Origin of the sequence: Methylobacterium dankookense, from assembly GCF_902141855.1 — a bacterium.
GTDB classification, from domain to species: Bacteria; Pseudomonadota; Alphaproteobacteria; order Rhizobiales; family Beijerinckiaceae; genus Methylobacterium; species Methylobacterium dankookense.
The window spans coordinates 22450-42702 of sequence record NZ_CABFVH010000033.1; the positions used below are offsets into that span (position 1 = coordinate 22450).

The 20253-nt window shown below is 71.3% G+C and carries 20 protein-coding genes and 2 tRNA genes; 11 read left to right on the forward strand and 11 right to left on the reverse strand.

Annotation, left to right across the window (positions count from 1 at the left end):
• Positions 1–184: 184 nt before the first annotated feature.
• From MTDSW087_RS20665 to MTDSW087_RS20685, 5 genes are all read left to right on the forward strand, one after another.
• Complete coding sequence (locus MTDSW087_RS20665) at positions 185–1675, forward strand: ABC transporter substrate-binding protein (protein ID WP_144766790.1); 1491 nt, start codon at positions 185–187, stop codon at positions 1673–1675.
• The gene (locus tag MTDSW087_RS20670; protein WP_144766791.1) at positions 1675–2619 is read left to right on the forward strand and encodes an ABC transporter permease; all 945 of its coding nucleotides are present in this window, start codon (positions 1675–1677) and stop codon (positions 2617–2619) included. The genes MTDSW087_RS20665 and MTDSW087_RS20670 overlap by 1 nt, the downstream gene beginning before the upstream one ends.
• Positions 2620–2914: 295 nt before the next feature.
• Complete coding sequence (locus MTDSW087_RS20675) at positions 2915–3829, forward strand: ABC transporter permease (RefSeq protein WP_144766792.1); 915 nt, start codon at positions 2915–2917, stop codon at positions 3827–3829.
• Positions 3826–4842 (forward strand): ABC transporter ATP-binding protein, encoded by a 1017-nt coding sequence (locus MTDSW087_RS20680; protein ID WP_144766793.1) that lies wholly within the window; start codon positions 3826–3828, stop codon positions 4840–4842. Before MTDSW087_RS20675 ends, MTDSW087_RS20680 begins: the two co-directional genes overlap by 4 nt.
• Entirely contained in the window at positions 4839–5744 is a 906-nt protein-coding gene (locus tag MTDSW087_RS20685; RefSeq protein WP_144766794.1) for an ABC transporter ATP-binding protein, read from the forward strand. The genes MTDSW087_RS20680 and MTDSW087_RS20685 overlap by 4 nt, the downstream gene beginning before the upstream one ends.
• A gap of 125 nt (positions 5745–5869) precedes the next feature.
• On the opposite strand, the gene MTDSW087_RS20690 is transcribed toward MTDSW087_RS20685, so the two are convergent.
• The 6 genes from MTDSW087_RS20690 to MTDSW087_RS20715 form a co-directional block, all read right to left on the reverse strand.
• A complete protein-coding gene (locus MTDSW087_RS20690) occupies positions 5870–6208 on the reverse strand; it encodes a hypothetical protein (protein ID WP_186383938.1) in 339 nt (112 codons plus the stop codon).
• A 103-nt stretch (positions 6209–6311) separates the two neighbouring features.
• Positions 6312–7046 (reverse strand): class I SAM-dependent methyltransferase, encoded by a 735-nt coding sequence (locus MTDSW087_RS20695; protein ID WP_186383939.1) that lies wholly within the window; start codon positions 7044–7046, stop codon positions 6312–6314.
• Between the two features lie 383 nt (positions 7047–7429).
• Positions 7430–7504: transfer RNA gene (locus tag MTDSW087_RS20700), tRNA-Gly, on the reverse strand.
• A 207-nt stretch (positions 7505–7711) separates the two neighbouring features.
• Positions 7712–7786, reverse strand: a tRNA-Gly gene (locus MTDSW087_RS20705).
• Positions 7787–7904: 118 nt separating this feature from the next.
• Positions 7905–8372, reverse strand: coding sequence for an NUDIX domain-containing protein (locus MTDSW087_RS20710; protein WP_238178637.1), 468 nt, complete (start codon positions 8370–8372; stop codon positions 7905–7907).
• Positions 8373–8377: 5 nt separating this feature from the next.
• Positions 8378–9073: a fumarylacetoacetate hydrolase family protein gene (locus MTDSW087_RS20715; protein ID WP_144766796.1), complete on the reverse strand. Its 696-nt coding sequence runs from the start codon at positions 9071–9073 to the stop codon at positions 8378–8380.
• Positions 9074–9262: 189 nt separating this feature from the next.
• Here MTDSW087_RS20715 and MTDSW087_RS20720 point away from each other — a divergent pair, with 189 nt between their 5' ends.
• The 4 genes from MTDSW087_RS20720 (at position 9263) to MTDSW087_RS20735 (ending at position 13435) form a co-directional block, all read left to right on the forward strand.
• Complete coding sequence (locus tag MTDSW087_RS20720) at positions 9263–10705, forward strand: FAD-binding oxidoreductase (RefSeq protein ID WP_144766797.1); 1443 nt, start codon at positions 9263–9265, stop codon at positions 10703–10705.
• A 199-nt stretch (positions 10706–10904) separates the two neighbouring features.
• Positions 10905–11495, forward strand: a complete 591-nt coding sequence (locus tag MTDSW087_RS20725) for a hypothetical protein (RefSeq protein ID WP_144766798.1) — start codon at positions 10905–10907, stop codon at positions 11493–11495.
• 310 nt (positions 11496–11805) lie between these two features.
• A complete protein-coding gene (locus MTDSW087_RS20730) occupies positions 11806–12099 on the forward strand; it encodes a DUF2218 domain-containing protein (protein WP_144766799.1) in 294 nt (97 codons plus the stop codon).
• 64 nt (positions 12100–12163) lie between these two features.
• Positions 12164–13435, forward strand: a complete 1272-nt coding sequence (locus MTDSW087_RS20735) for an aminopeptidase (protein ID WP_144766800.1) — start codon at positions 12164–12166, stop codon at positions 13433–13435.
• Positions 13436–13482: 47 nt separating this feature from the next.
• On the opposite strand, the gene MTDSW087_RS20740 is transcribed toward MTDSW087_RS20735, so the two are convergent.
• A complete protein-coding gene (locus MTDSW087_RS20740) occupies positions 13483–13896 on the reverse strand; it encodes a DUF3597 domain-containing protein (protein WP_144766801.1) in 414 nt (137 codons plus the stop codon).
• A 444-nt stretch (positions 13897–14340) separates the two neighbouring features.
• On the opposite strand from MTDSW087_RS20740, the gene MTDSW087_RS20745 reads away from it, so the two are divergent.
• The gene (locus MTDSW087_RS20745) at positions 14341–14922 is read left to right on the forward strand and encodes a PAS domain-containing protein (RefSeq protein ID WP_144766802.1); all 582 of its coding nucleotides are present in this window, start codon (positions 14341–14343) and stop codon (positions 14920–14922) included.
• A 586-nt stretch (positions 14923–15508) separates the two neighbouring features.
• On the opposite strand, the gene MTDSW087_RS20750 is transcribed toward MTDSW087_RS20745, so the two are convergent.
• From MTDSW087_RS20750 to MTDSW087_RS20765, 4 genes are all read right to left on the reverse strand, one after another.
• Positions 15509–16726 carry a caspase family protein gene (locus tag MTDSW087_RS20750; protein WP_144766803.1) on the reverse strand — a complete coding sequence of 406 codons (1218 nt, stop codon included), beginning with the start codon at positions 16724–16726 and terminating at the stop codon, positions 15509–15511.
• An 83-nt stretch (positions 16727–16809) separates the two neighbouring features.
• Positions 16810–17403: a cytochrome b gene (locus MTDSW087_RS20755; protein WP_210248300.1), complete on the reverse strand. Its 594-nt coding sequence runs from the start codon at positions 17401–17403 to the stop codon at positions 16810–16812.
• A 66-nt stretch (positions 17404–17469) separates the two neighbouring features.
• Entirely contained in the window at positions 17470–18366 is an 897-nt protein-coding gene (locus MTDSW087_RS20760) for a VOC family protein (protein ID WP_144766804.1), read from the reverse strand.
• A 37-nt stretch (positions 18367–18403) separates the two neighbouring features.
• Positions 18404–19015 (reverse strand): YceI family protein, encoded by a 612-nt coding sequence (locus MTDSW087_RS20765; RefSeq protein WP_144766805.1) that lies wholly within the window; start codon positions 19013–19015, stop codon positions 18404–18406.
• Positions 19016–19131: 116 nt separating this feature from the next.
• Between MTDSW087_RS20765 and MTDSW087_RS20770 the strand changes: the two genes are divergently transcribed.
• Positions 19132–20070 (forward strand): LysR family transcriptional regulator, encoded by a 939-nt coding sequence (locus MTDSW087_RS20770; protein WP_144766806.1) that lies wholly within the window; start codon positions 19132–19134, stop codon positions 20068–20070.
• The last annotated feature ends 183 nt before the right edge of the window (positions 20071–20253 follow it).

Sequence of the window (20253 nt, forward strand, 5' to 3'; positions counted from 1 at the left end):
TGCCGTGTTGCGCCGTTCTCTCGAGGGGCACAAGGTGTGCCGCATTTTGCATTCACTGGCACGGAAGCTGCTTGGAACACGGTGTGCCACAGGGTCGCTGGTTGCGGCCTTGACGCGCCGGCCCCGCCGCCGGACCCTCCCCCGGCACGATCTTGCAGAACACTCGCACGAACGGGACACCTGGATGTTGCGTCTTGCCGCCGCCTGCCTCGTCGCCGGGCTCGCGCTCACCGCGCCGCTCTCGGCCCAGACCCTGCGCTACGGCATGATGGAGGATCCCGACGCCCTCGACCCGACGCTCGCCCGCACCTTCGCGAGCCGCATGGTCTTCGCCGCGCTCTGCGACAAGCTCGTGGATATCGGCCCCGACCTGAAGCCGGTGCCCCAGCTCGCCACGACGTGGGAGCTCTCGCCCGACGAGAAGGTGCTGACCATGACGCTGCGGCCGGGCGTGACATTCCACGACGGCGAGCCCGTGAACGCGGCGGCGGCCAAGTACTCGATCGAGCGCCACCTGAAGATGCCGGGTTCGCAGCGCCGCGGCGAGATCGCGCCGATCGATTCCGTCGAGGTGGTGGACGACCTCACCGTCAGGATCAACCTCAAGCAGCCCTTCGCGCCGCTGATGGCCCAGTTCACCGACCGGGCCGGCATGCTGGTCTCGCCCAAGGCCGCCGAGCGGCTCGGCGACAAGTTCGCCAGCGGTCCCGTCTGCGCAGGCCCCTTCAAGTTCGTGGAGCGGGTGCCGCAGGACCGCATCGTGGTGGAGCGCTTCCCCGATTACTGGAACAAGGATCAGATCCACATCCAGCGCATCGAGTTCCGGCCGATCCCCGACACCACGGTGCGGCTGACGAACCTGCGCGCCGGCCAGCTCGACCTGCTCGAGCGCCTCGCCCCCACCGACGCGCCCCAGGTGGCCCGCGACGCCAAGCTCAAGCTCGCCTCGACCTACGAGCTCGGCTTCCAGTCGGTCCTGTTCAACCTGAGCAAGGCCGGCTCCCCGGTCGCCGATCCCCGCGTGCGCGCCGCCTTCGACCTCGCCCTCGACCGCAACGCCATCAGCCAGGTGGTGTTCAACGGCGAGTTCCTGCCCGGCAACCAGTGGGTCTCGCCTAAGCACCCGGACTACGTGAAGGATTACCCGCTGCCGAAGCGCGACGTGGCGAAAGCGAAGGCGCTGCTCGCCGAGGCCGGCCAGCCGAGGCCCCAGATCACCATGATGGTCTACGCCAACAGCGAGGCGCCCCAGGTCGGCCAGGTGATCCAGGCGATGACCAAGGAGGCGGGCTTCGACGTGAAGCTCCAGGCCACCGACTTCACCACCGCCCTCGACCTCGCCGACAAGGGCAATTACGAGGCCTATCTCTACAACTGGAGCGGCCGGCCGGACCCGGACGGCAACACCTTCAGCTTCCTCGCCTGCAAGGCGCCGCTCAACTACCCGCGCTATTGCAGCCCGGAGGCCGACGCTGCCCTCCAGGCCGAGCGCGGCTCGGTCGATCCGGAGAAGCGCAAGGCGGCCTGGAAGGCGCTCGCCGACAAGGTCCTCACCGACCGGCCGAGCGTCTACCTGATGCACCGCAAGCTGCTCTGGGCCTACAGCCCGAAGCTCACCGGCTTCGTGCCCTATCCGGACGGGCTCGCCCGCTTCACGGGGCTGAAGCTCAACTGATGCTGCGGTTCCTCGCCCATCGTCTCGCGCTTGCCGTCCCGACCCTCGTCCTGGCCTCGATGATCATCTTCGCCCTGCAGCAATTGCTGCCGGGCGACGTCGCCACGGCCCTGACCGGCGAGGAGCGCGACCCCGAGGTGATCGCCTTCATCCGGGAGAAGTACCACCTCGATCAGCCCCTGCCCGTGCGCTACGCCTACTGGGCCGGCGGCGTGCTGCAGGGCGATCTCGGCGTCTCGGTGCGCCTGCAGAAGCCGGTGGCCGAGCTCGTCCTCGAGAAGCTGCCGGTGACGCTCGAACTCGCCTGCCTCGCCATGCTGGTGGCGCTCGCCATCGGTGTCCCGATGGGCATCCTCTCGGCGGTCCGGCGCGGCACCTGGCTGGATGCGGCGGCCAACGGCGTCGCGCTCTGGGGCCTGTCGGTGCCGAACTTCTGGCTCGGCATCCTCCTGATCCTGCTGTTCTCGGTGCATCTCGGCTGGCTGCCGGCCTCGGGCTACGTGCCGCCGGGCGAGGGCCTCATCGACAACCTGAAGGCCATGGCGATGCCCGCCTTCGTGCTCGGCAACGCCATCGCCGCGGTGATGATGCGCCACACCCGCGCGGCGATGCTCGGCGTGCTCGGCTCGGACTACGTGCGCACCGCCCGCGCCAAGGGCGTCTCCCCGTTGCGCCTCGTGCTGCGCCACGCGCTGCCCAATGCCGCGATCCCGATCATCACCCTCGGCGCGCTCGAATTCGGGCAGCTCCTCTCCGGGGCCGTGCTCACCGAGCAGGTCTTCTCCGTGCCGGGCTTCGGCAAGCTGATGGTGGACGCCGTGTTCAACCGGGACTTCGCCACGGTGCAGGGCGTCGTGATCTGCACCGCCGCCACCTACATCGCCCTCAACCTCGCCGCGGACGTCCTCTCGGCCGTGGTCAACCCGAAGCTGCGCCGGGCATGAGGGGGAATCTTGTCATGTCGCGCCGCCGGACCGCTGGGGCGGTCTCGGATCGGGCGCGGGTCCCCTCTCCACCCAAGTCGGGCCTGCCCGACTTGGGCACCGGGATGCGGATCTCGGGCAGGCCCGAGATCCGTCGGGAGAGGGTCGAGAACTTTCAGGATCGAACTCCGAAAGGCCCGCGGCACCGTCGCGACCCCTTCGGATCGTTCTCATCCCTCACCCCAACCCTCACCCGAACGGGAGAGGGGGCCCGTCGCGCTCGGCCGCGGACGGCGAGCGAGGTCGCGAGGCGGCGATGAGCACCGGCACCCCCCTCACCGAATCCGCCGGCGTCGCGGCGCCCGCGGGCAACCTCGCGATCCTCCAGGAGCCCGGCTCGCTCGCCGCCTTCTGGCGGCGCTTGGCGGCGCGGCGGAGCGCGCTGATCGGCCTCGCCATCGTCGTGGCGCTCGTCGCGACGGCGGCGCTCGCCGATCTCGTCGCGCCCTACGACCCCACCGCCACCGATTGGGGCGCGGTGCGCGCGGCCCCGAGCCTCGCGCATCCGTTCGGCGGCGACGAGGTCGGCCGCGACGTGCTCTCGCGCATCATCTACGGCGCGCGCGCCTCGCTCGGGGCCGGCCTCGTCTCGGTGGGCCTCGCCGTGGCGCTGGGCCTGCCGATCGGGCTCGTCGCGGGCTATGCCGGCGGCTGGATCGATGCGGCGATCATGCGCCTCACCGACGCGCTCCTTGCCATCCCCTTCCTGATCCTGGCGATCGCGCTCGCCGCCTTCCTGGGGCCGAGCCTCACCAACGCCATGCTGGCGATCGGGCTGTCGGCCACCTCCACCTTCGTGCGCCTCACCCGCGCGCAGGTGCGGGCGGTGGCCGCGGAGGAATTCGTGGAGGCGGCCCGCTCCGTGGGCAACCCGCCCTGGCGGATCGCGCTGGTGCACATCCTGCCCAACATCGTGCCGGCCATCCTCGTCCAGGCGACGCTGACCATCGCGGCGGCGATCATCGCCGAGGCGAGCCTCTCCTTCCTCGGCCTCGGCCAGCAGCCGCCCGAGCCCTCCTGGGGCGCCATGCTGAACGTCGCCAAGAACTTCATGGACCAGGCACCGTGGATGGCGATCTGGCCGGGCCTGTCGATCTTCCTCGCGGTGCTGGCCTTCAATCTGCTCGGCGACGGCCTGCGCGACGCCCTCGACCCGAGGCAGCGGACATGAGCCGGCCCCTCCTCGACGTGCGGGACCTCCGCGTCACCTTCGACACCGAGGGCGGCGCGGTCCACGCCGTCAACGGCGTCTCCTACACGCTGAACGAGGGCGAGACGCTTGGCGTCGTCGGCGAATCGGGCTCGGGCAAGAGCGTGCACGTGCTCGCCATGCTCGGCCTGATCCCGCGCCCACCCGGGCGGATCGACGGCGGGCAGGTGCTGTTCCGCGGGCGCGACCTCCTCGCCCTGCCCGAGCGGGCGCTGCGCCGGGTGCGGGGCGGCGAGATCGGCTTCGTCTTCCAGGACCCGATGAGCTCGCTCAACCCCGGCATGACCGTGGCCGCGCAGATCGCCGAGCCCCTGCGCATCCATCTCGGCCTCGACCGGCGCGCGGCCCGGGCGCGTGCCCGCGAGCTCCTCGACCTCGTGCGCATCCCGAACGCGGCCGCCCGCCTCGACCAGTACCCGCACGAATTCTCCGGCGGCCAGCGCCAGCGCGTGATGATCGCGATCGGCCTCGCCTGCCGCCCGAAGCTCCTCATCGCCGACGAGGCGACCACCGCGCTCGACGTGACCGTGCAGGCCGAGATCATCGCCCTGGTGCAGGAGCTGAAGCGCGAGCTCGGCATGGCGATCATCTGGATCACCCACGATCTCGGCGTGGTCGCCGGCATCAGCGACACCGTGCAGGTGATGTATGCCGGGCGCATCCTGGAGCGGGGGCCGGTGGACGACATCTTCCGCGACCCGCGCAACGCCTACACGCTCGGCCTGCTGCGCTCCCTGCCGGACCTCAGCGGGGGCCGCGCCGGGCGGCGGCGCCTGCAGCAGATCGACGGCAGCCCGCCCGACATGCGCCGCCCGCCGCCGGGCGACCCCTTCGCCCCGCGCAACGCCTACGCCACCGCCCGCTGCTGGGCCGAGATGCCGCCCCTCGTCCAGGCCGAGGGCGCCGCGCCGGGCCATCTCGTGGCCGCCTGGTACGACCTGCCGGCGCGGCTCGCCGAGGAGCGCGCCCGATGAGCCGCGTCCAGCCCGTCGTCTCGGTGCGCAACCTCTCGAAGGCCTATCCCCTGCGGGCCTGGTGGGGCGGCAAGGGAACCGTCTTCCGCGCCGTCCACGACGTGAGCTTCGACATCGCCCCCGGCGAGACCCTGGGCCTCGTCGGCGAATCGGGCTCCGGCAAGTCCACGATCGGGCGGGCCGTGACCATGCTGAACCCGCCGACCGCGGGCACCGTCGCCTTCGAGGGCACCGACCTCGCCACGCTCAGCCCGCGGGCGCTGCGCCGCATGCGCAGCCGCATCCAGACCGTGTTCCAGGATCCCTACGCGGCGCTCAACCCGCGCATGAGCGTCGGCGCCTACGTGGCCGAGGCGTTCCGCCTGCACCGGCCGGACATGAATGCGACGGAGCGCCGGGCCGCGGTGGCCCACCTGTTCGAGCGGGTCGGGCTCGACCCGGCCTTCATGGGGCGCTTTCCGCACCAGTTCTCGGGCGGGCAGCGCCAGCGCATCTGCATCGCCCGCGCCATCGCCCTCAAGCCGAGCTTCATCGTCGCCGACGAGCCGATCGCCGCCCTCGACGTGTCGATTCAGGCGCAGGTGGTGAACCTGCTCCAGGACCTCCAGGCGGATCTCGGCCTCGCCTACCTCTTCATCTCCCACGACCTGCGCATGGTGCGCTACCTCTGCCACCGGGTCGCGGTGCTCTGGCGCGGGCGCATCGTGGAACTGGCCGAGAGCGATCGGCTCTACGAGGATCCGCGCCACCCCTACACGCGCCGCCTGCTCGCGGCGGTGCCGCTCCCCGACCCCGCGGCCGAGCGCGCCCGCCTCGCCGCCCGCGCGCGCGACGAGCAGGCGGACGGGCTGCCGGGCGATCTGGTCGAGGTCGCCCCGGGCCACTGGGTGGCCGATCACTGAAGCCATGGGATCCCCAAGGGACAAGTCCCTTGGGTGGGGTGCCGGGGCAGCGCCCCGGCCTGTTCCCGGGCGCCGCCCGGACCCGCCAAAGGGGTGACCCCTTTGGGATCCCGGATGTTCGGATGTCAGGGCGCTTCGGCCAGGCTTTCGTGGCGCCGCCGGCGTCTGATGCGGAAATTCCGGCCGAGCCGCACCAGCAGGCCCGGCGCGTCCGGGGCCGGCTCCCCCGGCGGCGCGCGGCCGCCATCCGCGGCCTCCCGCAGCACCTGCCGGACCAGGGAGGGCGGCGGCACCCGGCTCTCGGACAGTACCTGCGCCGCGCGTGCGAGGGCGCTCACCTGCTCGTCCGGCACCGGCAGGCTCACCATCTGGGCGTAGCGCAGGCGGGCGGCGAGGGCCATGGCGAGCCGTTCGATCTCGGCCACCTTCTCCCGCGGCACCTGCATCTCGCATGCGGCGCGCATCAGTGCGCCGTCCGTTCAGGGCTCTTGCTCATGCCCGCAGAGTACAAGCGCGACGGCTGTCGCCTCAAGTCTTGCGAGGCCTGCGACGGCCCGGCGCGGCAGCTCACTTCCGCGCGATGATGTAGGCGTAGCTCGCGAATGTCCTGAGGTCGTACTGCGTGCAGAGCCTGTCGAAGGCGCCGAAGACCTGCCGGAGGACCGGGATGCGCGGGAAGTACGGCGTCCCGTAGAACGGCACGACCAGCACCTCGCTGAAGCCGACATCCTGGAGGAAGGGCCGGAGCCGCGCCTCGCTGGCGCGGCAGGCGTCGTAATAGGCGGGGAACTTGGGAATCTCCTTGTCGTTCCGCGTCTTGTCCATGAGCCGCAGCGCCCGCCCGGTGAGGTCGTCCGGCAGCAGCCGGTTCAGCACGAAGGGCGGCGAGTACAGGGTCGGCACGAAGGCGAAGCCGACGCCGCCGGGCGCGAGGAGGTCGCGCAGGTTGGTCCAGGCCTTCCGGGCGTCCTTCACGTGCTCGAAGACCATCCGCGAGAAGATCAGGTCGAAGCTGTGCCCGTCGAGGATCGCGCGGTCGACGTCCTGCGCGACGTCGAGGACGAGTTGATCGAAGCCGGGCGGGGCGTATTTGAGCTCGTCCGCCTCGATGTCGTTGATGGTCAGCGCGAAGCCGAGGCGCTTCGCATCGTCCATCGAGAAGAACGGGTGGCGCCCGGCGCCGATCTCCAGGACGGATCTCGCCTGCAGATGCGAGATGACATGTTCCAGGGTCGGCTTGAGGCTGGTCCAGGCCGATTCCGTCTGGCGGACGATCCGGTCGGATCCGACGATGGTTGGCAACGTATCAGGGGAATGGTGCATACCCAATGTGGGCGAGCCGTGCAATGCAAATGCAGGAGGCATTGGACGCAGTCCTGATATTGTTGACTTGATCGAGCGCGAAAATACTCGATAAAATCAGATCAGCACGCTCAGATTTTTATTCAAGTCAGGCTTTTCCCGGCGTCGATCTCTTAAATTCGCCTCTCTCGTTTAGAGCGCTCTCCGCCGAAGTGGACACCGGTTCGGCGCAAGAGAGCGCGTCGAAACAAGGACCTGAAGCCGTTGCCGATCGCAATGCGACCGGCAACGGCTCCAGGGATGAAGACGGCCGCTGACGGAGGGACGAAACGACGAAGGCCGCCCTGGGGCGGCCTGTCGTGGTCGTGTCGGTTGGAAGAAATTGGAGCGGGCGAAGGGATTCGAACCCTCGACCCCAACCTTGGCAAGGTTGTGCTCTACCCCTGAGCTACACCCGCTCGCAGATCCGTGCCGCCCCAGGTCTCGTTCGACCCGGCGGCCCCGGACGGCGCTCTCTAAACACCATTCCGCGGCGGAATGCAAAGGCCAAATGTCGCCGCCTACGGTCTTTCGGAGCGAGAGGATGCCGGCGGCCCGGGGCATCGACCGAAACGACGAAAGCCGCCCAAGGGCGGCCTGTCGTCGTCATGTCGGTTGGAAGAAATTGGAGCGGGCGAAGGGATTCGAACCCTCGACCCCAACCTTGGCAAGGTTGTGCTCTACCCCTGAGCTACACCCGCTCACTGAGCCTCGCCCGTTCGGTCCGTAGGAACCGCCGGCGCCGGCCGCGCTCTCTAAACACCATTCCACCGGGCGGCGCAAGCGGCCCGGACCGGAATTCGGCCAAGCCCGGCTTCCTCACCAGAGGGCGGCCGGGCTCAGGCCCTCGCGGATCTCGTGCAGGCGCTCCAGGGTGGCGCGGGTGGTGCCCTCGGGCAGCGCGTCGAGGGCGAAGAAGCCGCATTCCGCGATCTCGCGGTCTGGCGCCTTCTCGCGCAGGCGCGTGAAGGCGGGCGCGACGTAGAGCGCGACGTGGTCGCGCCCGGAGGCCGCAAGGTTGCGGTAGAAGCCGTGCAGGCGCAGCCCGTCCGGGGCGACGCCGATCTCCGCCTCCTCGCGGAACTCGCGCAGCATGGCCTCGACCGCGCTCTCGCCGGGCTCCACGCCGCCGCCCGGCAGGTGCCAGCCGGCGACGTAGGTGTGGCGCACGAGGCAGACCCGGCCCTCCCCGTCGATCGCCGCGCCGCGCACGCCGAGCGTCATGCCCCGCAGCGCGAGCGCCCCGAGATGGAACAGATGCCGGACGATCGGGGAATCGAGCAGCACCGGGCTCAGGCCACGTCGAGCACGATCGCGCCGAGGCCGGCCACCGCCGCCTCCATGCGCTCGCCGCGCCGCACCGGCCCGACGCCGGAGGGCGTGCCGGTGAAGATGAGGTCGCCCGGGGCCAGCTCGAAATAGTTCGACAGGTAGGCGATCTGTTCGGCCACCGACCAGATCATCTCCGAGAGGTCGCCCGATTGCCGCACCGCGCCGTCCACCGAGAGGGTGATCGGCCCGCGCTCGGGATGGCCCACCGCCTCCACCGTGTGGAGCGGGCCGATCGGCCCGGAGGCGTCCGCCGCCTTGCCGAGGTCCCAGGGCCGGCGCAGCCCCTTGGCCTCATCCTGCAAATCGCGCCGGGTCATGTCGAGGCCCACCGCGTAGCCGTAGACGTGGCCGAGGGCGGCCTCCACCGGGATGTCGCGCCCGCCCCGGCCGAGCGCGGCCACCATCTCCACCTCGAAATGGTAGTTCTCCGTCCGCGGCGGATAGGGATGGTGCGCCGGCTCCGTGCCGACGATCTGCAGCGCGTCCGCGGGTTTCATGAAGAAGAAGGGCGGCTCGCGGTCCGGGTCGGCCCCCATCTCGCGGGCATGCGCGGCGTAGTTGCGGCCGACGCAGTAGACCCGCCGCACCGGGAACAGATCCGCGCTGCCGGCGATCGGCAGGGCGATCCGCGGGGGATTGGGGATGACGGAGAGCATGCAGGCCTCGTGAGCGCTATGGCGCGGCATCATATATACCGAGCCGCGCCGGAATCCCGGGTGTCGAGAGGGATCATCCCTCTCGCGGGTCCGGGGCGGAGCCCTGGAAGACCTCGGGGCTCTGCCCCGAGACCCCGCCAAAGGGATGATCCCTTTGGGATCCCGGACTGGCTTGGGAGGGGGGATCCGATGGGTGGTGACGAGGCGCTTCTCGCCGCGCTTTGCGCCCGGCTTGGGCCGCGGCACGTGCTCACCGCGCCGGAGGACGTGGCGCCCTATCTCGACGAGCAGCGCGGTCTGTTCCGGGGCGAGGCGCTCGCCGTGGCGCGGCCCGCCGATACCGAAGAGATCGCCTTCGCGGTGCGGGCCTGCGCGGCGGCCGGGGTGCCGGTGGTGGCGCAGGGGGGCAATACCGGCCTCGTCGGCGGCGGCGTGCCCCGGGGCGGCCTCGTCCTCTCCCTCGCCCGGCTCGACCGGGTGCGCGCCGTCGATCCCATCGGCGCCACCATCACCGTCGAGGCCGGCGCCATCCTCGCGGAGGTCCAGGCGGCGGCCGAGGCGGCGGGCCTGCTCTTCCCCCTCTCCTACGCCTCGCGCGGCTCGGCCCGAATCGGCGGCGGCATCGCCACCAATGCCGGCGGCGTCGCCGTGCTCGCCTACGGCAATGCCCGCGACCTCGTGCTCGGCCTCGAAGTGGTGCTGGCGGACGGGCGCGTCTGGGACGGATTGCGGTCCCTGCGCAAGGACAATGCGGGCTACGACCTCAAGCAGCTCTTCATCGGCTCGGAGGGCACGCTCGGCATCGTCACCGCGGCGGTGCTGAAGCTCTATCCGCGGCCCCGCTCGACCACGGTGGCCTTCGCTGGCCTCGCCTCCCCGGCCCGGGCGCTCGACCTGTTCGCGCATCTGCGCGCGCGCTGCGACCGCGACCTCACCGCCTACGAGGTGATGCCGCCCTTCGGGCTCGACCTCGTGCTGCGCCACGCCCCCGGCACGGTGCGGCCGCTCGCGGGCGCGCACGGCGCCTACGCGCTGATCGAGATCGCCTCCAGCCGGCCGGAGGCCGATACGCGGGCCGAGACGGAGGCGGCGCTCGCCGAGGCGATGGCCGAGGGAATCGTCGAGGACGCCGCGGTGGCCGCGAGCGAGGCGCAGAACCGGGCCTTGTGGCGCCTGCGCGAGTCGCTCCCCGAGGCGCAGAAGCGGGAGGGCGCCTCGATCAAGCACGACGTCTCGGTGCCGCTTGCCCGCCTGCCCGCCTTCCTCGCCGAGGCGGCCGCCGCCTGCGAGGCGGAGATGCCGGGCCTGCGCGTCTGCGCCTTCGGGCATTTCGGGGACGGCAACATCCACTTCAACCTGACCCAGCCCGAGGGCATGGCGCGGGCGGCCTTCCTGGCGGAGTGGGGCCGCTTCAATCGCATCGTGCACGACATCGTGCACGCCATGGGCGGCTCCATCGCCGCCGAGCACGGCGTCGGCCTGCTCAAGCGCGACGAGCTCCTGCGCTACGGCGATCCCGTCGGGCTGGACCTGATGCGCAGGCTCAAGGCCGCGCTCGATCCGCACGGCATCCTCAACCCCGGCAAGGTCGTGCCGGAGGCCGGCATGGAATCCGACGACAGTGTGCGATAGGAGGTTTCGGCGTCTGATTTGAGGTGAGTGCAATCTTGGATTGAATGTTGATTTGAATTCGCCTCTAAAAATGGGGTTTGTGCTGAGCAATCACGGCCCGGCACTTGCTTCGTGTCGGCGTGATGGATGGCGGGCTCGAAGATCGGGCGGGACCAGGTTCGATCCGTCGTTCCAGCCGATTCGTGCCGCGGGGGCCGCCATGATCCGTCTCGTGCGCTGCATGGTCGCGACGATCGCCGTCTCGGCCCTCGTGCTGATGCCCGTGACGATGTCCCGCGCCGCCAAGGCGCCCTCGACCGGGACCGCGGCCTCGGCGCGCGAGGTCGATCTGGTCGAGCGGCAGGCGCGCACGTGGCGCCGCCTCGCCGCCTCGATCTGCACCGGCTGCATCACGCCTGAGAACCGCGTGCGCCCCGTCTCCTACGAGCGGGTGCCGCTGGCGCGCCTGCTCGATCCGCCCGCGCGTCCGGCATCCGCCCGGTCACGGCTCGGAAACGCCCGCCTGCACCGCGCCCGCTGGGCCCAGGCCCGTCTCCGGAAGGGCATCCGCCGACGTTATGGACAGGCCGTGCCGCGCCTGAGGCAATCCGCGCCGCGCCCGCGTCAGGTGCGCCGAACCCTGCAGCCGCGGCTCGCCACGGTGGCCGCCTCCGTGCCCTATCCGGTTCCCGTCGCGGACCGGATCCTCATGGTTCCGTTCGAGAGTCCCAGGCCCGAGCCGGCCTCCGGCGGCGGCCGCATCCCGGAGGCCGTGCTGCCGGACGGCATGACACGGGCGCGCCGTCTGTAGCGCCCGCCACAAGCTGGGCTGTTGCATTGCACCATTCGGCCGCAGCCGTGCCACAAACCGGCGCGATCCTGCGCTGAACGGGGCCGTGGCGGCTATCCCCGCAGATTTCCCCTGCGGACGGAAATCCGAGGCGGCCCCGAGCGTTATCGGAGCGTTAACGCCTCTGCCGGACTTTTATCGTCATCCGTCGGACGGCCCCGAGTGGAACAGGCCCGCCGATTGCTTCGCCCTGTCGCCCATCTCGCAGGTGCGAACGCTGTCGCCCGCCGCCGCGCAGGTCCCAGCCGACGCCGTTCAGGAGACCTCAGCCATGCCCACCTCCCTGGCCCGCGTGCAGACCGCCGAGGCGAGCCGCTACCTGCAGCAGCTCTGCCGGCACTGGAGCCACAAATTCCCGGTGGAGAGCACGTCGGAATACGGCACCGTGCCGTTCGGCGAGGACCGGATCTGCACCTTCGAGGCCGAGCCCGACGCGTTGCTCATGCGCATCCGGACCACGGACCCGGCCGGCCTCACCCGCCTGGAGAACGTGGTCTCGGACCACCTGATGCGCTTCGCCTTCCGCGAGAGCCTCGGCGAGATCACCTGGTCGCGCGCCGCTTGATTCGCGGCCTCGGGCAACGATCTTCGGGGCCGGATCCGAGGACGAGGCCGGAGGACGCTGCACGATGACGGGACATGCCGAGACACCGGCCGGGACGCCGCCTGCCGAGGCGCTGGAGCCGCGCCTCGACCGGTTGGCTGCGGTCGCGGTGCGGGTCGGGCTCAACCTGCAGCCCGGCCAGGAGCTGGTGATGACGGCGCCGCTGGAGGCGCTGCCGCTGGCCCGGGCCATCACGGCGGAGGCCTACCGGGCGGGCGCCTCCCTGGTCACCACCTTCCTCGGCGACGACGTCCAGAGCCTCGCCCGCTTCGCCCACGCGCCGGACGCGGCCTTCGACACGGCGGCCGGCTGGCTCTATGCCGGCATGGCCGAGGCTTACCGCAACGGCGCCGCCCGGCTCGCGATCAGCGGCGACGACCCCTCGCTCCTCGTCGGCCAGGATCCCGGGAAGGTCGCCCGCGCCAACCGGGCCCGCTCGAAGGCCTACGTGCCGGCGCTGGAGCTCATCGCCAACTTCGCCACCAACTGGACCATCGTCTCGGCCGCGACCCCGGCCTGGGCCCGCACGGTCTTCCCCGGCCTGCCCGAGGGCGAGGCCGTGGCGAAGCTCTGGGACGCGATCTTCGCCGCCTCGCGCGTCGACGGGCCGGACCCGCTCGGCGCCTGGGCGGCCCATAACGCCGACCTGCACGCCCGCATGGACGCGCTCAACGCCAACCGCTTCTCGGCATTACGTTTCCACGGCCCCGGCACCGATCTCACGGTCGGCCTAGCCGACGACCACGAATGGTGCGGAGGCGCCGCGACGTCGCGCAGCGGCGTCACCTGCAACGCCAACATCCCGACCGAGGAGGTCTTCACCACGCCCCACCGCGACCGCGTGCACGGCCATGTGACGAGCACCAAGCCCCTTTCCTACCAGGGCACGCTGATCGACGGGATCGCGGTGCGCTTCGAGGCGGGGCGCATCGTCGAGGCGCGGGCGCGCACCGGCGGCGACGTGCTGGCGAACGTCCTCGACACGGACGAGGGCGCGCGCCATCTCGGCGAGGTCGCGCTGGTGCCGGCCTCGTCGGCGATCTCGGCCTCGGGGCTGCTGTTCTACAACACGCTCTACGACGAGAACGCCGCGAGCCACATCGCGCTGGGCCAGGCCTACAGCAAGTGCTTTCGCGATGGCGGGGCGGCCTTCAGCGAGGCGGACCTCGCCGCCCGCGGCGCCAACCGCAGCCTGATCCACATCGACTGGATGATCGGCTCGTCCGAGATCGACGTGGACGGCATCCGGGCCGACGGTCAGGCCGTGCCGGTGATGCGCGGCGGCGAGTGGGCGTGAACGTCTGATTCGCCCTCCCCCGCCGGGCGGGGGAGGGCCGGTCACGCTCAGTCCTTCAGGTCGGCCGGCACCTTGCCGCCATTCTCCTCGAGCTTCTTGATCACCTGCTTGTGCAGCCAGATGTTCATCGAGGCCGAATCCTCCTTGTCGCCCGTGTAGTGCAGCTCGTCGGCGAGCTGCTTGCGGGCCTGAAGGCTCGAATCGAGATCGAGGAGCTTCATCAGGTCCACGATCGAGGTGCGCCAGTTCAGCGTCTGCGGGTTCTTCGCCGCCATGTCGTTGAGCACCTGCTCGACGTCGACCTGGCCGCCCGAGGCGGTCGGCGCCGCGCCGGAGGAGGTGGACCCGGTGGTGGCGGTCGAGGCGCCGCTCGATCCCCCCGTCGAGGCCGGCGCAGCCTCCGCGGAGCCGCCGCCGAAGGGGTGCAGGATCTTGCTGACGATGCTGCCGAGAAGGCTCATGGGAGCATTTCCTTACGATGCGAGGCCGGGACCCTTCGCCGCGGCGGCCTGACAACGGATCGGTCGGTGCCGGCGTTCCCCGGCCCCGCTTGTCGAACCTCCGAGGTGTCACGCGGTTCGGTCCGTCCGGCCGGCGAAGCCGCATCCGTGCCGGCCGGCGGTGTAGTCGGCGCGTGCGGCAGTGCCATGACGACGCAGGGCCAAGCCGCCCGAATCGGCGCCCTGGTGCGGGGATGCTTACGGAAAGCGTGGCCGCGGCAACGCCTTGGACGATCCGGGCGCTGCCCGCCACGGCATGGCCCGACCGCGCCCGGCATCACGCCTCGCTAACGCTGTGCGCGGCCGAAACAGACAAGAGATTGATATCGGTGATTGTACACGCAGACTGACCGGCGAGAGAAGCGTGGCCGGTCCGCGGCCCAGGCTGCGGCAGCGGATTCGAGCATGACCTCATCGGGACCGTTCATGATCTTCGTCACCAACGCCGAGGGGAAGGCGATCTACGTCAGCCCGGATTGGGCCGAGCTGACCGGGCGCAGCCTCGCGGAGACGACGGATTACGGCTGGATGGACGTCATCCATCCCGACGACCGGGGGACCGTGCGCCGCATCGTCGAAGAGGCCATCCGCACGCAGCAGGCGTTCAACGTGCGCTATCGCCTGCTCTGCAAAGACGGCCGCCGGCTCTGGCTCGCCTCGGGTGCCGTGCCCTCCTTCGGGCCGCCGGACCGGACCTTCCTCGGCTTCCTGGGATCCCTGACGAGCCTCGGCGCGGCCACGGACAGCGATGCTCCGGCTTCCGGCGGGCTCGGGGATTTCACTCCGCCCCTGCAGCCGGGCGTCCTGACGCCGAGCAACGACCTAGAGCGCCTCGCCGACCACCTCATCGCGCTCCACGTCCTGATGAAGCAGATGGGCGGCCGGCAGGCGATGAACATCCTCGAGGCGGCCCTCTTCCAGATCGGCCAGGAACTGGCCAAGGCCGCCAGCGGCAAGTCGGACCCGGCTACGGGCACGCGCCACTAGAACGGCGCCCGCGAGCGGGCGCCGCTGCCGGTACGGATCGGGCCTGAGGGCCGCCCGAACCGGATCTTCGTCAGACGAAGTGAGTCGGGAGCGCCAGGCTCTGCGCGTAGAAGGCGAGGGCGGCGGCACCGGTGAGGGCGGCGAGGGTCAGTTCGATGCGGCGGGTCATGACCGGTCTCCTGTGATGCGAACCTGTATTCGCTCTGTGACCAGGAGATAGGCTTAAGCTTTCCGTAACGGAGTGCGGCGGGACACCCGCCGTGGTGCCGGGGATCATCGGGCGCTTCAGCGCAGGAGCGCATCGAGGCCGCTGCCGCAGAGGACGACGACGGTCAGGGTGACGATGAACTTCAGGTCTTCGAACGTGCTCATGGCCCAGCCCTGTCTCGAATTGGATCGTTTGTGTTTCCCAGTGCTTAACGATGTCCCGATTCAGGGCTTCGAGGCGAGTCCTTTCACGCTCCATTAAGATCCGCGCCGGCCTTTCCACAGAACGGCGTAAACGAATGCTTAAAGGCGCCGCGGCCCATCGCGGCTGCCGTTAACCGTCCCGAGTTCTCCGTCCTGTCTGCGGATCGAAGGGCCCTCAGGGAGCGGCCGGCGCGCGGCGGCAGCAGCCGACATAGTCGCCATGCACCCAGCCCCCCTGCCCGCTCGGCAGCCGCACGGCGACCCAGGCGCCCTGGCGGCCGACCACGGTGAACAGGGCGTTCGGCCCGAGCTTCGCGAGCCGCGTGCCCGCGCTGCCGCTCGGCAGGCTGCGCAAAGCCACCCAGTTGTCGCCGGACGGGTCCAGGCCGATCGGGTAGCTGAAGCTGGCCGTCGCCGGCACGCGCGGCGCGGCTTGAGGTGCGGCTTGCGGGATGGGCTGCGGTGGAACGCGCTCTGGCAGGGCCGCGATCCGCGGCTCGGGCGCCGGCGGCGGCGCGGCCGCCTGAGGAGGCGGAGCGGTCGGGACAGGCGCCACTGCGGTCGGCGTGGCTCCGGGCCTGGGCAGCTCGTCGGGACTGGCCAGCGACACGAAGCGCGCGCCCCGCACCTCGTTGTAATAGGCCGGCACCTGCCGGTGGGGCACGGTTTCGGCGAGCTTGGCGACCTCGTCGCGCACGCTCTCGCCGAGGTCGATCAGGTTGAGGTCGGGCCGCCGGAGCTGCGCGACGAAGACCCGCGTGAACACTGAGTTCGGGCTCGGATCCGTTCCTGGCAGGCGATCGAGCGCCTGCTGCCCGGCGCTGGCGGCGTAGAGCGAGAACACGCCCTCGGCCGGCTCGGTCCGGGCGAGGCCGCGGCTCTGGCCGACGCTGCGGGTGCCGGTCTTCGGGAAGGGATTGTCGCGGCAGGCATCGATGACCATCACCACGACCCGCGCCCCCCGCTCGCGCAGGGCGGCGCTGAGGTCGGTTTCGGCGAGAGCCCGGCTGCGGGCGAGCATCTCCTGGCCGGGCTCGATGGCGGGGATGTCGGAGGGCAGGAGGAAGTTCGTGCCCTGGAGCGCGATGCCGTGCCCGGCGAAGTAGACGACGGCCGTGTCGCCGGGGCGCACCGCCTCGGCGAAGCTGCCGAAGCGGCGCAGCATGCCCTCCTGCGTGACGGTGCCGGACAGGAGCGTGACGCGGAAGCCGACCTGCGTGAGCGCCGCCGCGACGGCGCCCGCATCGGCCACGGGCCGTTCGAGCTGCGCGGCCGCGCCGAGATTGGGATAGGCATCGACGCCAACGACGAAGGCGAAGCGGTCGGCCGCCTGCGCCGCGACGGAGAGGAGGCAGAGGCAGAAGACGGCCAACCCTGGTCTGATCGCTCTCACGGGAACGGCTCCGGCGCGCGGCACGGTCCGGATCGATGCCGGCCCACCTCCCACCCTGGCCGACACGCCGCCGATTCGCACGCTCAGCCGATCTCCGGCGCGGCCGTCTCGCCCCCTCGCCCGGGCGACCGGCCGGCCCGCGCCTCGGGCAGCATGCCGCGCAGGACCCCGTCCCCATCGACGACATGGTGCTTCAGCGCCACGAGGACGTGGCCGAGCACCAGCGCGCCGGTGCCCCAGGCCAGGGTGACGTGGGCGAGCTTGGCGAGATCGTACCACTCCTTCGCCGGGGCGGTCAGAGGCGGGAGCTGGAACAGGCCGAGCACCAGGATCGGCTTGCCGGCGACCGAGCTCCACAGCCAGCCGGACAGCGGCAGCGCCAGGAGCGCCGCGGCGTAGAGCGCGAGATGGCCGAGGACCGCCGCGCGCCGCATCGGCGCGCTCATGCTGGCGGGCAGCGCCGGGGCCGGGTGCGTCAGCCGCCACGCCACGCGGACCACGATCAGGAACAGCAGGGTGCTGGCCAGCGCCTTGTGCGTGATGGTGAGGCCGTGATGCGGGTTCCAGGCCTCGCGCATGTAGACGGCCGCGGCGCCGAGGAACCAGGCCACCATCCAGATAGACGCCATCAGCCAGTGCAGCAGCTTGGCGGTCGGCGTGTAGGAATGAGCGTTCACGGGAACTGTCTCCACCTCGATGGGCGCCGTGGCGCGGTTCGGAAGGGCTCTTCTGCGTCCGGCAACCTATGCCGCCGCGTTGCCGGGCGCGGAGATGCGCAGCCGCGTTCCCCAGGGATCGTCCAGGACGAGCGCGCCCTCTCCCGCCCCGGCCGGCTGGCCGGCCTGCCGGCAGCGGGCGCGCAGCCCGGCCAGCATGGCCGCGTCCGCGTGCAGCGCGATCTCGGCGAGCCCGGTCGTCCCGGCCACCCGCACGGGCGCGCCGCGGCTGTTCCAGATGTTGGCCGCGAGTTGGTGGTGATAGCCGCCCGCGCCGAGGAACAGCGCGCCCGGATAGCGGCAGGTCACGTCGAAGCCGAGGAGGTCCGCGTAGAACCGCTCCGCCGGCTCGAGGGCGCCGACCTGCAGGTGGATGTGCCCGACAACGCCGCCGCGCGGCATGCCCTGCCAGGGGCCGTCCGCGGCCCGCACGAGCGCGGGGCCGTCGAGCGGGTCGGTGCGCATGACCACGCTGCCATCCGGCATCCGCGGCCAGGCGGCGCTCGGCCGGTCGGCATAGATCTCGATGCCGTTGCCCTCGGGGTCGGTGAGGTAGACCGCCTCGCTGACCACATGGTCGGAGGCGCCCGAGAGGCGGATGCCCCGGGCCGCCGCATGGGCGAGCCAGGCGCCGAGATCGGCGCGGCCCGGCAGCAGGAAGGCGGTATGGAACAGCCCCGCCGCGTATGGGCCCGGGGGACGCGCGGCCGGGTCCTGCCGGAGTTCCAGCAGCACCCTGTCGCCGACGCCGAGCCGCAGGATGTCGCCTTCCTCCGAGACCGGCGCGAGGCCGATCGCCTCCCGGTAGAAGCGGGCGAGGCCGTCGCGGTCGCGCGCGACGAGGCTCACCGCCGCGATCCCGTACGGCGCTGTGGCCAGGATGGGATCCTGCCGGTCGTCTGGCTCGGTCGCTCCGTGGGGCATGGTCCGTCTCCGGTTCGGGTGGGGACGCAGCGCGGCGTCAGTCCTGGCGCTCGAAGGCGCCCGCGATCGTCAGGTGCAGGGCGTCGCCGATCAGCGGCAGGTAGGTCTTCACGCCGAACTCGGAGCGCTTGAGCACGCCGGTTGCCTCGAAGCCGACAGTCACCTTCTTGTTGAGCGGGTTCACGCCCGCGCCGACGAGGGTCACGTCGAGGGTCACGGGCTTCGTCACGCCGTGCAGGGTCAGGTCGCCGGTCACCGTCGCCTTGTCCTTGCCGGCCGGCGCCACCTTGGTCGAGACGAAGGTCATCTCGGGATACTGGCCCGCATCGAGCCACTGCGCGCTCTTGAGCTCGTCCGTGAGCTTGGCGTTCGTGGTGGCGACGGAGGCGACCGGGATCCGGATCGAGAGCTTCGCGGCGGCCGGGTTCTTCGGCTGCAGGTCGAGGGTGCCGGAGACCTCGGAGAAGCCGCCCGCATAGTTCGAGAAGCCCATATGCGACACGCGCCAGCCGACCTGGGTGTGGCCGGGATCGACCGCGTAGGTGCCGGCCTGGATCTGCGCCGGGTCGCGGGTGGGCGGCGTCTGGGCGAGCGCGGCGCTGCCGAACGCGAGGCCGAGGGCGAGGCTTGAGGCGAGGAACGGCTTCACGGGTGTCTCCGGTGCGTGGATGGCGGCCCGCCGCTCGCGTGCGAAGCGGGCTTGTGCTTGCGAGCCGTGAGGTAGCTCCGTTGGCGGCCGAGTTTGAGCCTGCTATCCGGCACCACATGGTTGCGAGAACGGAAACCTTCGGCGGCAGCCTGGACGATCTGCGCGCCTTCTGCGCGGTGGTCGATTTCGGGACGGTGACGGCCGCCGCGGCGAGCCTGCGCGAGACCAAGGGCAGCGTCAGCCGGCGCATCTCGCGGCTGGAGGCGGCGCTCGGCGCCACCCTGATGGCGCGCCATCCCCGTGCCGTCTCGCCGACGGCGGAGGGCCTCGCCTTCTACGCCAAGGCGCAGGAGAGCCTGAGCCTGCTCGACGAGGCGGCCGAGGCCGCGCGCGACGCCCGCACCGTCCCGGCGGGAAACCTGCGGGTGACCACCTCGGTGGATTTCGGCATCGAGGTGATGCCCGAGATCATCGCCAGCTTCCGGGCGGCCTACCCGCAGATCACCGTCGATCTGCTCAACACGGATGCGCGGCTCGATCTCGCGGCCAACCGGATCGACCTCGCCCTACGGCTGGGGGATGCGGTGGAGACCGGCTACCGGGCGGCGCTGATCGTGAACCTCTGGATCGGCCTCTACGCGGCGCCCGCCTACCTCGCCCGGCGTCCGGCCCCCGCGAGCCTCGCGGCGCTCGCCGAGCACGACCTGATCCTCTCGCGCGAGCGGCCCGGCGTGGCGGGGATCCTCCTCGACGACGGAGGTCGCCGGACGGAGCAGGTCGCCCTTCGCCCCGCCATCCGGTCGAGCGACTTCGCCACCTCCCTGCGCCTGACCCTGGCCGGAGCCGGCATCGGCCACCTCCCCAGCATCGTCGCGGCGCAGGCGGTCGGGACGGGAGCCCTGGTGCGCGTCCTCGCCCCCTGGGCGACCGCGGGCGGCGCCCTGCGGGCCCTGAGCTTGGCCGGACGCGAATTGCCCGCGCGCGTGCGCGTCTTCCGCGAGCACGTGCGCACCGAGATGATGGCCCGTTTCGCCATCGAGCCCGACCGGAGGTGAGTGCACTGGCGGGGGGCCGTAGACGGGGTTGCCTGGCACCTGACCGGTAGCCGACGCGGTGGGGCTTCCGATCCGATTCCCTGTGGATCGTGCGCCGCGATCTGAGAGCGCTTCGACAGGTGGTCATGCCGGGGCTTCCAGCGGGCGATGCCGCCCGCCCTGGCCTAGGGTCAGGTAGACAGG